The following is a 14,111-nucleotide window of genomic DNA, read 5'->3' as shown; positions in this document are numbered from 1 at the left end:
TTTTAAACATTTCAAAAAGGCGAATGACTTTTACACACAGCAAAAACTGTCAGGAAGCCCCACTTTCGGCAGCTTCCTGGCAGTCAATCATTCCGTATGATGAAGTTATATTTATATTGTGGGGTTTTACTGGTGAATATAAACCTAGGGGAGCTATTTCGGGACGACGTGAAATTCACATGTAAACACGGTTTCCACGCGCAATGCCGCGGAACGGGCATTGCAACTCATTTCTCCTGTTTCAAGGAAATGGCCAAGTACGCAAATCCCAATTCGATTCCGCAAAGCACAAACAGGGTGATTAAAGTTTGGAACATCATGATTTCCTCCTCCTCTAAGACTTAGACCAATCTTAAAGGATGAAACCAATACCATAACAAGACCTTAATAGAAGAAGTTCTCAGCAGTCACACACTGTTCCCTTGCCCTGAAATGGGTTTCATACTGTACAATATAAAAAAAGAAAAACGGTGATACCATGACAAATATTAAAGAAATAGCTCAATGTGCTGGTGTATCTGTCTCAACAGTGTCTCGTGTATTGAATGATCATCCATATGTAAGCCCCGATAAAAGAAAGAGCGTCTTAGAAGCGATAAATCGTTTGAATTATACGAGAAACATCAACGCCATTCATCTTTCAAAGGGGAAAACCAACCTTATCGGCGTCATCATCCCCTTCAACAATCACCCATATTACGGGGCAATCGTTAACGGAATCACAAAACAGGCAAATGCAATTGGCTGTCATATCGTCATCTTTCAAACAAATTATGACAGGGAGAAAGAGATCCAGGCTTTTAATATGCTGCAAATGAAGCAACTCGATGGCATTATCGTTTGTTCAAGGATTTCGGAAATGAAAATCCTCTTGAATTACCAAAAATACGGACCGATTATTTTATGTGAAGATACCGCGCAGGCTGAATTCTCATCCATCAGCATTGATCATTATGCAGCTTTCTCCTGTGCCCTTGAGTACGTGATTGCTAAAGGATATAAGAAAATCGGATACAGCCTCGGCCGTAAAAAGAGCAGAAACAGTTCCCATCGTACAAAGGCCTTTAACGATATCATGAGTAAACATCAACTGATAAACAATAAAGAATGGCTGTTTGAAGGCAGTTATCACATCAAAGACGGTGAACAATTGTTTCAGGAATGGAATTCGATGATGGATAAACCTGAAGCCGTCATCATCACGAATGATGACACGGCGGCGGGCTTCATTCTTACCGCAAAGAAATCGGGTATAAGAGTACCGGAAGATGTGGCCATTCTCGGCTTCAATAATGATAGCCTTGGCGAAATGCTCGACATCACGACCATTTCCTTACCGCTGGAATGGATCGGGAAAATGGCAGTGGATCTCTTTGAGAATCCTGAAGAGGTCAAACATGTAAAACTGGATTATGCCCTTATAAAAAGGAGTTCTGTTTAGAATGCTTTATTTTGGTAGATCAGCATTTGAGTCCCTTCCTGACATCATTCATTTTCTAGGAAAATATAACCACATAAAATAATCATTGCGATATCCAAGAAGTTATTTTATAATTTTGATATAGTAAAGTTTACTCAATTACTAGCAATCTATTAACGATTGCATGAATTTCATGAGTACAATCGTCCGACGTCACTTACAAGCTGGCGCAACGATATTAGAAAATTGAATACTTCCTCATTTACCGATGAGTTAGAGGCTGCAGCTTATAAAAGTAAAACGGACGAGATTCTGGAAAATTAAAGACTCCGTTTAAAAGGATAAGTTGCCGAAGTTAGGGTATATTCCATGTATATTCTTGCTGGCGGTGTTACCGAACAGGAACACCACTGTCACGTTTTTACAAAAAGCGTGGGGAGCTATCTTCGGAAGGATAAACGGGTTTATTATAAACAGCCGTCGATCTTTTTCGACTGCTGTTTTTTTATTTTTCGTTCCCTTCCAATAAAAAGGAGTGTAACATCAATTGTCAAATTCACAATCACCAACAAGCCCTACTGAACTGAAAAGGAGCCTGAAAGCGCGTCATTTAATGATGATTTCATTAGGTGGAACGATTGGAACAGGTTTATTTTTAGCAAGTGGCGGGGCCATTCATTCAGCCGGTCCCGGCGGGGCCTTAGTGGCATACGCGGTCATCGGCATCATGGTTTATTACTTAATGACAAGTCTTGCAGAAATGGCGGCGTTCATGCCAGTGACCGGTTCGTTCCGTGTCTATGCATCCAAATTCGTCGATCCGTCTTTCGGTTTTGCGATTGGTTGGAACTACTGGTATAACTGGGCAATCACCATTGCCGCCGAATTGGCAGCCGTTGTCTTAATTATGAAGTTCTGGTTCCCGGATAGCCCTTCATTTATCTGGAGTGCCATTGCGTTAATCACTATGTTTCTTATCAATTACATGTCAGTTAAAGGTTTCGGAGAAACGGAATTCTGGTTTGCCATGATCAAAGTCGTGACAGTCGTCATTTTCTTGATTACGGGTGTTCTGATCATTCTCGGAATCATGGGTGGGAATGACCCAATCGGTTTTTCCAATTTCACAATGGGCGAAGGTCCCTTTAACGGAGGGTTCTTCACGATTCTAGGCGTATTCATGGCTGCCGGCTTTTCATTCCAAGGAACGGAATTGCTTGGAGTGACTGCTGGTGAAAGTGAAGATCCAGAAAAAAATATCCCTAAAGCAATCAGATCCGTTTTCTGGCGCATCCTCTTGTTCTATATCCTTGCAATTTTCGTTATTGGAATGATCATTCCGTTTACGGATTCACGTTTATTGAGTCAAGATGTTGCCGTAAGTCCATTCACGCTTGTATTTGAACGGGCCGGCCTTGCATTTGCTGCATCCATCATGAACGCGATCATTTTATCATCCGTACTCTCTGCCGGTAACTCTGGCATGTACGCTTCAACCCGTATGCTATGGGACTTGGCACGTGATGGGAAAGCACCGAAATTCCTAGGCAAGTTAGATAAAAGAGGAGTACCGGTGAATGCACTTATCGTGACTTCATTAGTTGGCTGCGTTGCATTCTTGGCTTCATTTTTCGGTGATGGCGTCGTTTATATCTGGTTATTGAATGCTTCAGGCATGGCGGGATTCGTCACCTGGGTAGGGATTGCGATTGCCCATTATCGGTTCCGCAAAGCCTATGCAGCTCAAGGCCTTGATTGGAATGACTTACCATTCCGGGCAAAAGGCTTCCCATTCGGGCCTATATTCGCACTTGTCCTTTGTATTATCATTATCATCGGACAAGGCTATCAGGCTTTCAGCAGCGATGGGATCGACTGGAATTCAATGTTCGTTTCCTACATTGGCTTGATTCTATTTTTCGTCCTATGGTTCGGCTATAAAATTAAACATAAAACGAAAATCATTCCGCTTGAGGAATGTGACCTTAAATCAAAATAATACGCAAAGGACCTGTTCTTCCCTAACCGGTGAAGAACAGGTCCTTTTTTCATTTCAAATGATAAACACGGCATTCATATGGTTGCAGGGGTTTGCTGGAGACTCCTTCTTCCTCCTGATCATAATTGCCGATCAACTTTGTGGCAGAATATGCATGCAGCTCTTCAGGCAAAGTATAAGAGGCCTGCTCTTCTTTAAAGTTGCATAGCACCAACAGCTTTTCTTCTTCCAACGATCTCGTGTAGGCAAATATTCGTTCATCATCCGGCAACAGCAGTTCAAAACGGCCATAAACGACGATATCATGTTCCTTGCGCAGTTGGATAAGCTTTTTATAAAAATGAAAAATGGAATTCGGATCATTGTAGGCCTTTTCTGCATTAATCTCGGGAAAATTGGGATTAACCTTGATCCAAGGAGCCCCTTTCGTGAATCCTGCGTTCCGGGAGTCATTCCACTGAATCGGTGTCCTCGCATTATCCCTGCTGCGGGCGTGGATGGCTGACATCATCCGCTCTTTCGACCAGCCATGAGAATGGATGAGTTCGTCATATGAATTCAATGTTTCGATATCCCGGTATTCATCGATGCTTTCAAATGCAACATTGGTCATGCCCAGCTCTTCCCCTTGATATATATAAGGTGTACCTTGCAGCATATGAAGACAAGCGGCAAGCATCTTTGCGCTTTCGATACGATACTTTGCATCATTACCAAACCTTGAGACAACCCGGGGCTGATCATGGTTGTTCCAGTATAAACTGTTCCAGCCATCCCCCTCCAAACCAGTCTGCCACTTGGAGAGGATTCGCTTTAAATCGGTTAGCTTCCATTTATCGTCACTCCATTTACCTTCTGGTCCCTTCCCCAAATCCATATGTTCGAATTGAAAGACCATATGTAGCTCACCACGATCTTTACCTGTGAACAATTGCGCTTCCTCCGGTGTGACGCCTGGCATCTCCCCAACCGTAATCACGTCATGTCCGGAAAGTGCCCGTTGATTGATTTCCTGCAGAAACTCATGTATGCGCGGGCCATTCAGGAAAAAGGGGCTTCCATCACCATACTGCTTCTCATGCTGAATGGCTCCATCTGAATAGCTTTGATCTTTTGAAAGGAAGTTGATGACATCCATCCGGAAGCCATCGACACCCTTATCCAGCCACCAAGTCATGATGCTGTAGATTTCTTCGCGGAGCTTAGGGTTCTCCCAGTTTAAATCCGGTTGTTTCCTGCTGAATAAATGTAAATAATATTCATCGGTTCTTTCATCATATTCCCATGCTGAACCTTTAAAAATGGATTCCCAATTATTTGGCTCTTTTCCATTCCTGCCAGGTTTCCAAATATAATAATCGCGTTTTGGATTATCTCTTGAGGATCGGGATTCCTCGAACCATGGATGTTCATCTGAAGAATGGTTGACCACGAGGTCCATCATGATCTTCATTCCACGTTCATGAACGGCCTTCAACAACCTATTGAAATCAGCCATTGTCCCGAATTCAGTCATGATTGCTTTATAATCACTGATATCGTATCCATTGTCATCATTGGGAGATTGATAAACCGGGGATAGCCATATCACGTTCACACCCAGCTCTTGTAAATAATCGAGCTTCATCAAGATCCCGTTTATATCCCCTATCCCATCGCCATCACTATCCATAAAACTCCTTGGATACACTTGATACACAACCGCCTCTTTCCACCATGCTTTGTCCATGCTTTTCCCCCTTTTTAGCCGCATTGACACAATCCTTACACCAATACCCTATTATAAAGGGGAAAACTCCAGAATATTCTATTTTTATTCAGCTATTCCCGTTTGAATCATTTCAATATCCAGATCGACCTCGATTGGAATATCGGGATATGCCTCCTCCCAATGTTTTTGATCGAAATTTCTTGTTTTGCTTTTAGCATGATCACCGAGTGCAAGCGGATCTATATGGTTCTCCTGAAACATGGTTACCATCTCATTTAATTTTTTACCAATGACTTGCTCGGCCCTGACCTCTATTTTTTTCAGGTCGACCGCTTTGCCCAAGTCATAGCCCTGTACCTCTAGCAGACTCGCTTTCATTTTCACATCAATCCTGACCTTTGGGTCTTGATTGGCATTCGAAATATGATAATGGACACGTGACTCCACGTTATTGATATCGGTAGAGTCATTTTCCTTCCATTTAATTTCATAACTCCCCAGCTTAAAGTTTTCACTAAGGACTTTATATAAAAAGCCATCTTCATAAGGGATATATTTACCGATATAACGATCCTTTTTAAACAAAGCGATCCCTTTTACCCGTATTTGATCTCCTGCTTTTTCCAATAAGGGCAAGACCGGGTCGATTCCTTTACCATGACACGCATATAAATACCTGTGAAGATCTACATCAGGCAAATTGGTCCTTATATTCTGTTCTATCAGCTCCTTCACTTGAACCCCGGGAGTTTTAATCAACTTTGGCTCGATTTTAACTACATCCTCCGCTTTTCCATGAACGACCGCCAAATACAAATCCCTTCCCACCATTGGGTCACGCCTATATGTATCGACATAATCATTCAACCCCTTACTTGCCAATCCTTCACCATATAGAATGGCTGTCAGCCTCCCGCCGACAATCGGATATGGTGTTTTTGCATTTTCCTGCTGGCGGGCTGCCTTTATATCATGGGAGTTCGCTTCATATACTTCTTTACCCAGATTTTCTTCCTCCCCAGGCTGGGGAACGCTGACAACAACCGTACCTTTGATTTTTTTATTTTCGGCATCATCATAACCTACGACTTCAGCTATTAATATATCTTCTAATATTTGCTTTTCCACGCCGCACGCCGCCATCAAAAAGCTCGCTAATGTGAATAAGAGAATTTTGATTTTCATGATTTATGACCCCTGACTTTATAAACGATCGACTGCCATATGAATAAGAGAGGAAGATACAAATAAACGATATAAAAACCAATTTGCGAACTGATCGTGTTAAACTTATCGATCCTATAGCGGTTATCCAAAAAAATGCAGGAAACCAAGATGATGATAAGAATGAGAACCAACATCTTTTTCTGTCTGAATCCGAATACTCTCTTCGCTGTCCTGCTTGCTGCCCAAACCCCTAGGCAAACATTCGGCAGCACCATGAACAGCCAAACGGAAATCCCTATGTATTCGAACCTTTCGATGAATGGAAGGTCAACTATCTTCCATAACGTCAAATTTGCCCAGATTACATCTTTGAGTTGATCTTGATGATAGTAGGCCAACGAAACAAGTATGGATACAACATATATCACCATAGTAAACAACGCCCCTAAATGGGCCCATTTTTGAGATTTTTCACGATTTTTAATGAAAGGATAATAAATGAGGAGTAATTCAAAACCAAGGTAATTCAGGGTCATTTTCTTACAGGCCTTCATGATTTCCAAAAAGGAATGGTCAAGCAAAGGACCCAAATTTTCAAAGTGGGCGTACTTCAATGGGAAATAATTCAAAAGGAATAATGGCGATCCGATAATAAGCCCGATTATGCAAAAACCGGTAATGACCCTGAAACCACCCTCCACAAAGTTATACACGAGAAGAAGAATGATGGTCATCAGCATCAGGACATTGACACCGGGGAACATCCAAACCTGAATGACTTCTAAATAAGTCCTGATAAGAATGATGGAAATCATGATAAAGTAGAGGATGAATAAAATATTGAAAGCATTCCCTACCCCTTTACCGAATAAATCCTTATGGATGGCAACCAAATCAAGTGTTTGGGGGCCCCTTCCCAATAGCTTGAAGCACATCCAAAGCAGAACATTTATGATCAATCCTGATATTATGACCGCTATCCATGCGTCTTGGCCAGCCTCTTTCGCTATGATCCTTTCAAACCCCAGTATCCCAACTCCAATCTGCATGCCTGGCATGAGGAAAAAAACAAAAAATGGAGATATTAATTTTGTTTCATTTGGTTTGACTTCCATTCCTTCTCACCGCTTTCTACACCTTATTCATCAATATCATTATGGGAATTTCGCGTTTCTGCCTCCTTCCTTATCCTTAGTGGATTTTCCGTCCGCAGAAATTGCGGGCGTTTTTTCTGCTTTGAAAAAGGGAGGCGGATCAGACTATCTTTAAAGTCATGAATTCTTAACGGGTAAAGCGGGTCTAAATAAGGACTGCCAAGCGAAGTCAATTTCAATAAATGACTTAAAATGAATGCACTGCATAAGGCAATTCCAAACAGCCCGTATAACTGGGCGGCAATTAGAAAGGGAAAGCGGATAAGGCGAATCGTATTGCTGATTTGGTAAATCGGCACCGTAAATGAAGCCAAGGCAGCCAAAGCGACAAGCATCAACAAGACATTACTGACAAATCCCGCTTCCACAGCGGCTGTACCGATTACTATACCGCCAACAATACCGATGGTGGAGCCAACCTTGGCAGGCAGCCTGACCGCCGCTTCCCTCAGCAATTCGATCGTCCCTTCCAGCACGATCGCTTCCAAGATCGGCGGAAAAGGGATCACTCCCCTGGATGATATTAAGATTGGCAGCAAATCCGTTGGGATCACTTGATAATGATAGGTTAAAACGGCCACATACAAAGGTGATGACAAAACGGAAAACAGCACGGCGAAAAGCCGAATCAAACGGAATGAAGTACCGAGATTCCAAATTTGAAAATAATCTTCAAATGACGAGAAGAATGAAATGATCGTATTGGGACCAACCAATGCATGAGGAGATCCATCCAGCATGATCCCTATTTTCCCTTCCGATAATACACTGGCCAGATGATCAGGCCGCTCCGTATCAATCAATTGCGGGAACATCGAATTCCGATTATCCGTGATCATCTGGCTAACGAACGAAATATCGACGATCGTATCATATTCTATATCTTCTATTCTCTGTATGACCGTCTTGATGATCTGTTGGTTTACCACCCCATCTATGTAGAGTACTGCTATCCTTGTTTGTGAGATGCTACCGACCCTAAATTCCTTGGCCTGCAATTCAGGAGTGGGCAAGCGGTTACGGATCAGATTCAAATTCGAATCAAGCGATTCAACAAACGCCTCCTTTGATCCAACGACCGTATACTCCGACTCAGGTGTGGAAATTTGCCTTTTCACACTGTGAACACACGGAATGAGCAAACACATTTCATCATCTTGCTTGTACTGAACCATGATCGATCCTGCCAAAACCAATCTTTGAATGTCCCTTAAATCAGCCGTCAATTTCATATCTTCCATCGGAATATCGCCTTTTAGTTGCTTAAGGACTTTCTTTGGTTGCTTCGACATGACCGCCAATACTTGTTCATGGAGCTGTTGTACACTGACTAGTGAATTGAAGTAGGAGATGATATAGCCATCATCATTCGGGAATTGGAAGGTAAGAAAATCATCAGATGCTGTAAACTTTTTAAGGAGTTCCTGAAAATCCTTGGAAGTAACCTGAAAGGATTCTGAATCCATTTCCCTCTTGCCCTTAAATAGCCTCACCATCCCACCCCCAATTCAAAGTTTTTCGTTCATTCGATTATTGTAACCACCCTATTTAAAGTTAGTCATCTTCCACAGATATCTTAAAAATAGGAAAAGACCTATCCGGAATCCACCGGATAAGTCTTCCCTCCTTAATTTTCAATTATCTTGGACTTGGAAAGATCCGTGTTACAAGTTCACGGAACTCTTCAGCAAATCCTTCAACGGGTTTTCCATTCTCGATATCATTCGCATACCTATCCATTCTTTGGACAAAGTCCGGATTTGCCGACACATAAACTTGGTCTACAGATGGATCCGCTCCCCTTACTGCATCAGCAACCCTTTCTTTAAGGTCATTCGAGATATCCTTTTCCCCGCCGTCTTTTAATACTGCGCCTACATAGGCATTATTTTCAGTCACGATGACATTTGCTTTACTTACTTCCTTCAAAGCTTCGACTCGTTTTGAGATATCCTCGGAGACCCTCATACCGTTTACGCCATTATCATTATTGTCATTATTGACATTTTGCCTTGTGTCGCTTACATTCATCGGATTATCCAAATTATCCTGATGAGTACGATTCAGGCCAAGATTTTCACTGGCATCTTCGTTATCATTCGTTGCACAACCTGTAATCACTAAAGCCATCATTGCACTTGATACTATCGCTTTATAGTTCATATTCTTCACTCCTCAAAAATCATTTAACATTACTATTTGCGAGGAGTGGGCAGATTATTCAGAAGAAGTGACCTTCAAGCCGATAATTCCAACCAAAATAAAACCGACGAATACCAACCGCATCGCATCCTTAGGCTCGTTAAAAACGATGATGCCTACCAGAACAGCCCCAAGAGCCCCTATTCCCGTCCAAATTGCATACGCTGTTCCCATAGGCAGAGTTTTTATCGCCGATGACAAAAAATAAAAACTAATAACCATACCAGCAATCGTTATGATAGAAGGTAATAATTTCGTAAAACCCTCGGTATACTTTAGACTTGTCGCCCACACCACTTCAAATAATCCTGCAATCACCAATTGAATCCAAGCCATCTTTTTCCCCTCCAATTACAGAAAAAGCCCGGGAGGTCATCTTTCATGATCTCCCGGGCTTTTTTCCCTCCGTGTACGCAGATTCCTGCGCGTTTCTCTTGGACCATTCCGGTAACATCCAACCGAGGAACCCTAGAAACATAGTATTTCCATACTATATCATGTACATTTCAGTTCGGTCAAACACTTATGCATCGCTTCTGTTTCTAAGCTTCCACTTGTCACCTTTTATTGAAAACCAAATATTCTTAAAGGGTTCAGGTATTTCTTTAGCCGCCTCCACGGTATATTGGACAGCCTCTTTTTTATATTCAACATCTTCAGTGATTTCCTGCTGTGTCATGGCGAGTTGGTCCGTTTCGGATTTAATCTGGTCCGTTTTGGCCTGGATGCGAGTAACGGTTTGAGTCACATTTTCAATGGTCGGTTTGGAATCCTTAAATGTTTTAAAAGCAAAAAACGCTAAATAAATAATCGATCCGATAAAGAGGGCAAGACTAATATATACAATGACCACCTAGATTCCTCCTTTTATTTTACCTTTACTATACCCGTAATAATTGAGCAGAAAACGAATCCCCATGTATTTTCTTTTATGCCTGGTCATATTATTGAAAGTAAAAGGAGGAATGAAAATGAATCAAATGCCTCTTCTTAAAGCCTGTTTTAAAGCTGGAATCCACTTTATTAGACATATGACCATACATCAGGCTGCCACGATTGCAGGAATCATTTTTTTAATCATTCATCCAGAAGTTTTCAGCCCCCTTTGGCTAACATTGGCAACATCCGTCTTGATTCTGCTCCTGCTTTGAAGATTGTAAGTATCCCCTGCACACTGGCTGAGTTATGGATTTCTTCGCTGACACCCCCATCCAGATCAGAAAAAAAATTCTGAGGATATGCACCAGCATTCTCCCCTTGCTTCAGAAGAATGTTCTCCTGTACGGATCAAACTGCCATGGAGACCCGAACATTAATATTGCTAGGAATGTTCCTATGCAGGGTTTCAACCTCTTCAAAACGATGAAATAAAGTTTAATCAATCGATTGATTAAAACGGAATAGGACTTGAATCCCCTTGTGACACCTGAGCTTCCCTCCCCTTCAGATGTTAATTACACTACACTTACCATTTTATCAAACGGAAAACTATTAGAAAATTACGAAATTTGTGTATAATTAGGCTATATTCATTAACTCTTAAGGAGGAATCATAGTCATGGATAATCTTATTCAACAGTTCAGGAATTTGCCCACCACGGCGATTTCAGATGCAATGGAAGGGTTGAGCAATCTGGATTCGGCAATAAAACCCTTAAAGGAAGAATTTCGTATGGCCGGACGAGCTTTGACCGTACAGATTCCCGTCGGTGATAATTCTGCCGTGTTAAAAGCAATCGGTGAAGCCAAGCCTGGGGATATAATTGTCGTTGACAGCAAGGGTGATACATACCGGGCCATAGCAGGAGACTTTGTTGTCGGCATGATGCAGACGATGGATATTGGCGGCCTCGTAGTTGATGGGGTCATTCGCGACCTTGAAGCCATTAAAGAATTGAATTTCCCTGTATTCAGCAAAGGGACGACGGTTGCCTCTAGCGGCAAGGCAGGTGTAGGCGAAACCAATGTGCCCATATCCTGTGGAGGTGTCACCGTATATCCAGGGGACATCATCATAGGGGACATAGATGGAGTCGTGGTCGTGCCCAAAGATAAGGGTGAAGAAATCCTGGTCAAAGCAAAGGATAAAATCCTGAAAGACGAACAGCTTGCTGAAAAATATGCAGGGAAGCCTGAAGAAATCAGAAAGTATATTGCCATGATGACCAACAAAGGATGACGCATAAAAAAACAGGCAGGAAGCGCTGGCTTCCTGCCTGTTCATTCATTAGCCTTATTTATCGGACTTTTCTTCCTTCGAACCTTCTTCATCATATGTGTAATCATAGTCAGCTGGATCAATCGGTTTAAAGCCGTTTGGAGTATAGAAACGGAGTAAGTCGCCGTTCACTACTTGGTCGGATAAATTGAGCATCGTTTCAGCCCTCTTTTTATAATTGAGGATGGCATCATTTTCCTCGACCAATTCTCCCGTTTTAGTATCGTAGTATTTCCCTTTAATGGAAGTGACATCCGGTGTTACAAAATCACCATTCCTGAAAGGTACCACTTCATTATGATCTTTTGACAATAAATCGGAACCGAATTGTACATAATCTTTAGATTCAATTCCTAACAGATGCAATAAAGTCGGGAGAAGGTCAATCTGTCCTCCGTATTGGTGCATTTCCCCGCCTTCAACACCTGGAACATGAATCAATAATGGTACACGTTGCAATTGGGCATTCTCAAATGCACCAACATCCTTGCCAAGCACTTTTGACATGGCTTCTTTATGGTTTTCGGAAATACCATAATGATCACCATACATAACGATTACCGAGTTATCATATAGACCGGATTCCTTCAGATAATCGAAAAACTCCTTAAGCGCCTCATCGGCATAGCGAGCAGTTTGGAAGTAACTATCAACGGAAGCATCACCTGTCGTATGCTTACCGATTGTTGCTTTTTCCTGGTCCATTGCATATGGGAAATGATGAGATACCGTTATGAATTTTGTATAGAAAGGCTGTTTTAGCGTTTCTAACATTGGAATCGATTCCTTAAAGAACGGCTTATCCATTAATCCATAACTTAGTACTTCCTCTTTATTTTCCATATTATAATGGTTAGCATCAAAGAACTGATTAAAACCAAGAGACTTATACATATTATCCCGGTTCCAGAAAGATTTGTAATTACCATGGAACACAGCAGATGTGTATCCTTGTTGTCCTAAAATAGCTGGTGCTGCTTGATACGTATTTTGGGAACGGTTTGTGAATGCTGCCCCCTGCGGTAAGCCGAACAGGGAATTTTCAAGCATGAATTCAGCATCCGCTGTTTTACCTTGGCCTACTTGATGGAAGAAATTATCAAAGTGCATGAAATCGGACTTATCTGCTGCAAGTGAGTTCAAGAATGGAGTTACTTCTTCCCCATTCAACTTATAATCGATAAGGAAATTCTGCATCGATTCCAAATGCAGGTAGATGACATTCTTGCCTTTGGCTGCACCAAAATACTTAGGATTCGGCTCAGCGCTTGTTGCCTTCGTATAGTTGACGACTTCCGCGATATCCGTGCTGTTTGCAGTCGCACGCTGGGCGTATGTTTTAGTATTCTGAACGGCGTCATAAACCGTATAGTTGAACATGCCCAAGTATTTGACGATATAGTTCCGGTCGAATGTCCTTGATAACAATTGCGGGCGATCCTTTTCAGCAAGTCCCAAATTGATGGCGAAAATTGCCAGTCCCGCCAGGTAAACCATTCCAACTGTACGGCGTTTGACTTTGAAGTCTTCCACTTTAAAGTCTTTGAATCTGTACAACACGATCAAAAGAACCGTATCAAGGAAATACAATACATCATGGCCTTTAAATAATTCTAAAATACTCGGTCCCAAATCCCCGGCGTTTTGCACTTGCGTCAAGGTTGGCAATGTAATGAAATCGGTAAATGACCGGTAGTATACAATATTGAAGAATAACCATAAGGACATCAATAGGTTCAACCTGATGATCCATTTAAATGATTTTTTGCCTCTAGCCAATAATGCCAAACCAAAGAATAAAATGGCTGAACTAATCGGGTTTATAAACAGTAAGAACTGTTGCAGGCCATTTTCAATACCTAAGTTAAATTCAACTCGATATCCAATATAAGTTTTAATCTGAAACATAACTACTGCAATAAAGAAAAAGCCTAGTATGTTATCTGCAAATAAATGCCGGCTTTTTTTGAGAAAATTATTCATGCTTTCACCTCTATTAATCTAGTGGTTTATTTATATAAATTCTTACAAACTTACAAAAGACGGAAAATCGGAAACCTTATAATAGCATTCTTTCACTTGGATAGTCAAGATTGTGAAAAACCACCTTTTGTCACATCCAAAACTCTTATATCCAGAACACTTCTTTAGCTTATGAACAAGCCTTTGAAAAAATAACAGAGTTTCGCCCGTCTCGAATGTTCAGCGAACCTATAACAAATATATAGGAACTACATGTC

Annotated in this window: 12 protein-coding genes and 2 riboswitches; of the genes, 4 read left to right on the top strand and 8 right to left on the bottom strand. The window is 41.6% G+C overall.

What is annotated here, in order from left to right:
• Nucleotides 1-478 precede the first annotated feature (478 nt).
• Entirely contained in the window at nt 479-1,441 is a 963-nt protein-coding gene (locus J7I90_RS17395; protein ID WP_214773060.1) for a LacI family DNA-binding transcriptional regulator, read from the top strand.
• Nucleotides 1,442-1,686: 245 nt separating this feature from the next.
• Nucleotides 1,687-1,871, top strand: a riboswitch (Lysine riboswitch).
• A 96-nt stretch (nt 1,872-1,967) separates the two neighbouring features.
• Entirely contained in the window at nt 1,968-3,419 is a 1,452-nt protein-coding gene (locus J7I90_RS17390; protein WP_251025350.1) for an amino acid permease, read from the top strand.
• A 49-nt stretch (nt 3,420-3,468) separates the two neighbouring features.
• Here the strand turns inward: J7I90_RS17390 and J7I90_RS17385 are convergent, their stop codons facing one another.
• The 7 genes from J7I90_RS17385 to J7I90_RS17355 all read right to left on the bottom strand — a co-directional run bounded on the left by J7I90_RS17385 (nt 3,469) and on the right by J7I90_RS17355 (nt 10,506).
• Entirely contained in the window at nt 3,469-5,148 is a 1,680-nt protein-coding gene (locus J7I90_RS17385) for a glycoside hydrolase family 13 protein (protein ID WP_214773059.1), read from the bottom strand.
• 84 nt (nt 5,149-5,232) lie between these two features.
• The gene (locus tag J7I90_RS17380) at nt 5,233-6,315 is read right to left on the bottom strand and encodes a Ger(x)C family spore germination protein (RefSeq protein WP_214773058.1); all 1,083 of its coding nucleotides are present in this window, start codon (nt 6,313-6,315) and stop codon (nt 5,233-5,235) included.
• Nucleotides 6,312-7,412 carry a GerAB/ArcD/ProY family transporter gene (locus tag J7I90_RS17375; RefSeq protein ID WP_214773057.1) on the bottom strand — a complete coding sequence of 367 codons (1,101 nt, stop codon included), beginning with the start codon at nt 7,410-7,412 and terminating at the stop codon, nt 6,312-6,314. The genes J7I90_RS17380 and J7I90_RS17375 overlap by 4 nt, the downstream gene beginning before the upstream one ends.
• Before the next feature lie 23 nt (nt 7,413-7,435).
• Nucleotides 7,436-8,917, bottom strand: coding sequence for a spore germination protein (locus J7I90_RS17370; RefSeq protein WP_214773186.1), 1,482 nt, complete (start codon nt 8,915-8,917; stop codon nt 7,436-7,438).
• A 172-nt stretch (nt 8,918-9,089) separates the two neighbouring features.
• On the bottom strand, nt 9,090-9,614 hold the full coding sequence (locus J7I90_RS17365; protein ID WP_214773056.1) for a YhcN/YlaJ family sporulation lipoprotein: 525 nt from the start codon (nt 9,612-9,614) through the stop codon (nt 9,090-9,092).
• A 54-nt stretch (nt 9,615-9,668) separates the two neighbouring features.
• Nucleotides 9,669-9,989 (bottom strand): quaternary ammonium compound efflux SMR transporter SugE, encoded by a 321-nt coding sequence (sugE, locus tag J7I90_RS17360; RefSeq protein WP_063595816.1) that lies wholly within the window; start codon nt 9,987-9,989, stop codon nt 9,669-9,671.
• Nucleotides 9,990-10,037: 48 nt separating this feature from the next.
• Nucleotides 10,038-10,136, bottom strand: a riboswitch (guanidine-I (ykkC/yxkD leader).
• Nucleotides 10,137-10,176: 40 nt separating this feature from the next.
• Nucleotides 10,177-10,506 (bottom strand): DUF948 domain-containing protein, encoded by a 330-nt coding sequence (locus J7I90_RS17355; protein WP_214773055.1) that lies wholly within the window; start codon nt 10,504-10,506, stop codon nt 10,177-10,179.
• A gap of 118 nt (nt 10,507-10,624) precedes the next feature.
• On the opposite strand from J7I90_RS17355, the gene J7I90_RS17350 reads away from it, so the two are divergent.
• Nucleotides 10,625-10,804, top strand: coding sequence for a hypothetical protein (locus tag J7I90_RS17350; protein WP_214773054.1), 180 nt, complete (start codon nt 10,625-10,627; stop codon nt 10,802-10,804).
• A 407-nt stretch (nt 10,805-11,211) separates the two neighbouring features.
• The gene (locus J7I90_RS17345; RefSeq protein WP_214773053.1) at nt 11,212-11,832 is read left to right on the top strand and encodes an RraA family protein; all 621 of its coding nucleotides are present in this window, start codon (nt 11,212-11,214) and stop codon (nt 11,830-11,832) included.
• A 54-nt stretch (nt 11,833-11,886) separates the two neighbouring features.
• Here J7I90_RS17345 and ltaS read toward each other — a convergent pair whose 3' ends face one another.
• Nucleotides 11,887-13,854 (bottom strand): lipoteichoic acid synthase, encoded by a 1,968-nt coding sequence (gene ltaS, locus J7I90_RS17340; RefSeq protein WP_214773052.1) that lies wholly within the window; start codon nt 13,852-13,854, stop codon nt 11,887-11,889.
• Nucleotides 13,855-14,111 lie beyond the last annotated feature (257 nt).

The sequence above is a fragment of the Bacillus sp. ISL-57 genome, assembly GCF_018613135.1.
Classification (GTDB): domain Bacteria; phylum Bacillota; class Bacilli; order Bacillales; family DSM-1321; genus Peribacillus; species Peribacillus frigoritolerans.
This window is presented reverse-complemented; position numbering and strand designations above follow the sequence as displayed.

What these genes read in the sequence shown, in the direction of transcription:
- J7I90_RS17370 (WP_214773186.1), bottom strand. Translation starts at nt 8,917, where the DNA reads ATGGATTCAGAATCCTTTCAGGTTACTTCCAAGGATTTTCAGGAACTC.
- ltaS (WP_214773052.1), bottom strand. Translation starts at nt 13,854, where the DNA reads ATGAATAATTTTCTCAAAAAAAGCCGGCATTTATTTGCAGATAACATA.
- J7I90_RS17380 (WP_214773058.1), bottom strand. Translation starts at nt 6,315, where the DNA reads ATGAAAATCAAAATTCTCTTATTCACATTAGCGAGCTTTTTGATGGCG.
- J7I90_RS17365 (WP_214773056.1), bottom strand. Translation starts at nt 9,614, where the DNA reads ATGAACTATAAAGCGATAGTATCAAGTGCAATGATGGCTTTAGTGATT.
- J7I90_RS17385 (WP_214773059.1), bottom strand. Translation starts at nt 5,148, where the DNA reads ATGGACAAAGCATGGTGGAAAGAGGCGGTTGTGTATCAAGTGTATCCA.
- sugE (WP_063595816.1), bottom strand. Translation starts at nt 9,989, where the DNA reads ATGGCTTGGATTCAATTGGTGATTGCAGGATTATTTGAAGTGGTGTGG.
- J7I90_RS17350 (WP_214773054.1), top strand. Translation starts at nt 10,625, where the DNA reads ATGAATCAAATGCCTCTTCTTAAAGCCTGTTTTAAAGCTGGAATCCAC.
- J7I90_RS17375 (WP_214773057.1), bottom strand. Translation starts at nt 7,412, where the DNA reads ATGGAAGTCAAACCAAATGAAACAAAATTAATATCTCCATTTTTTGTT.
- J7I90_RS17395 (WP_214773060.1), top strand. Translation starts at nt 479, where the DNA reads ATGACAAATATTAAAGAAATAGCTCAATGTGCTGGTGTATCTGTCTCA.
- J7I90_RS17345 (WP_214773053.1), top strand. Translation starts at nt 11,212, where the DNA reads ATGGATAATCTTATTCAACAGTTCAGGAATTTGCCCACCACGGCGATT.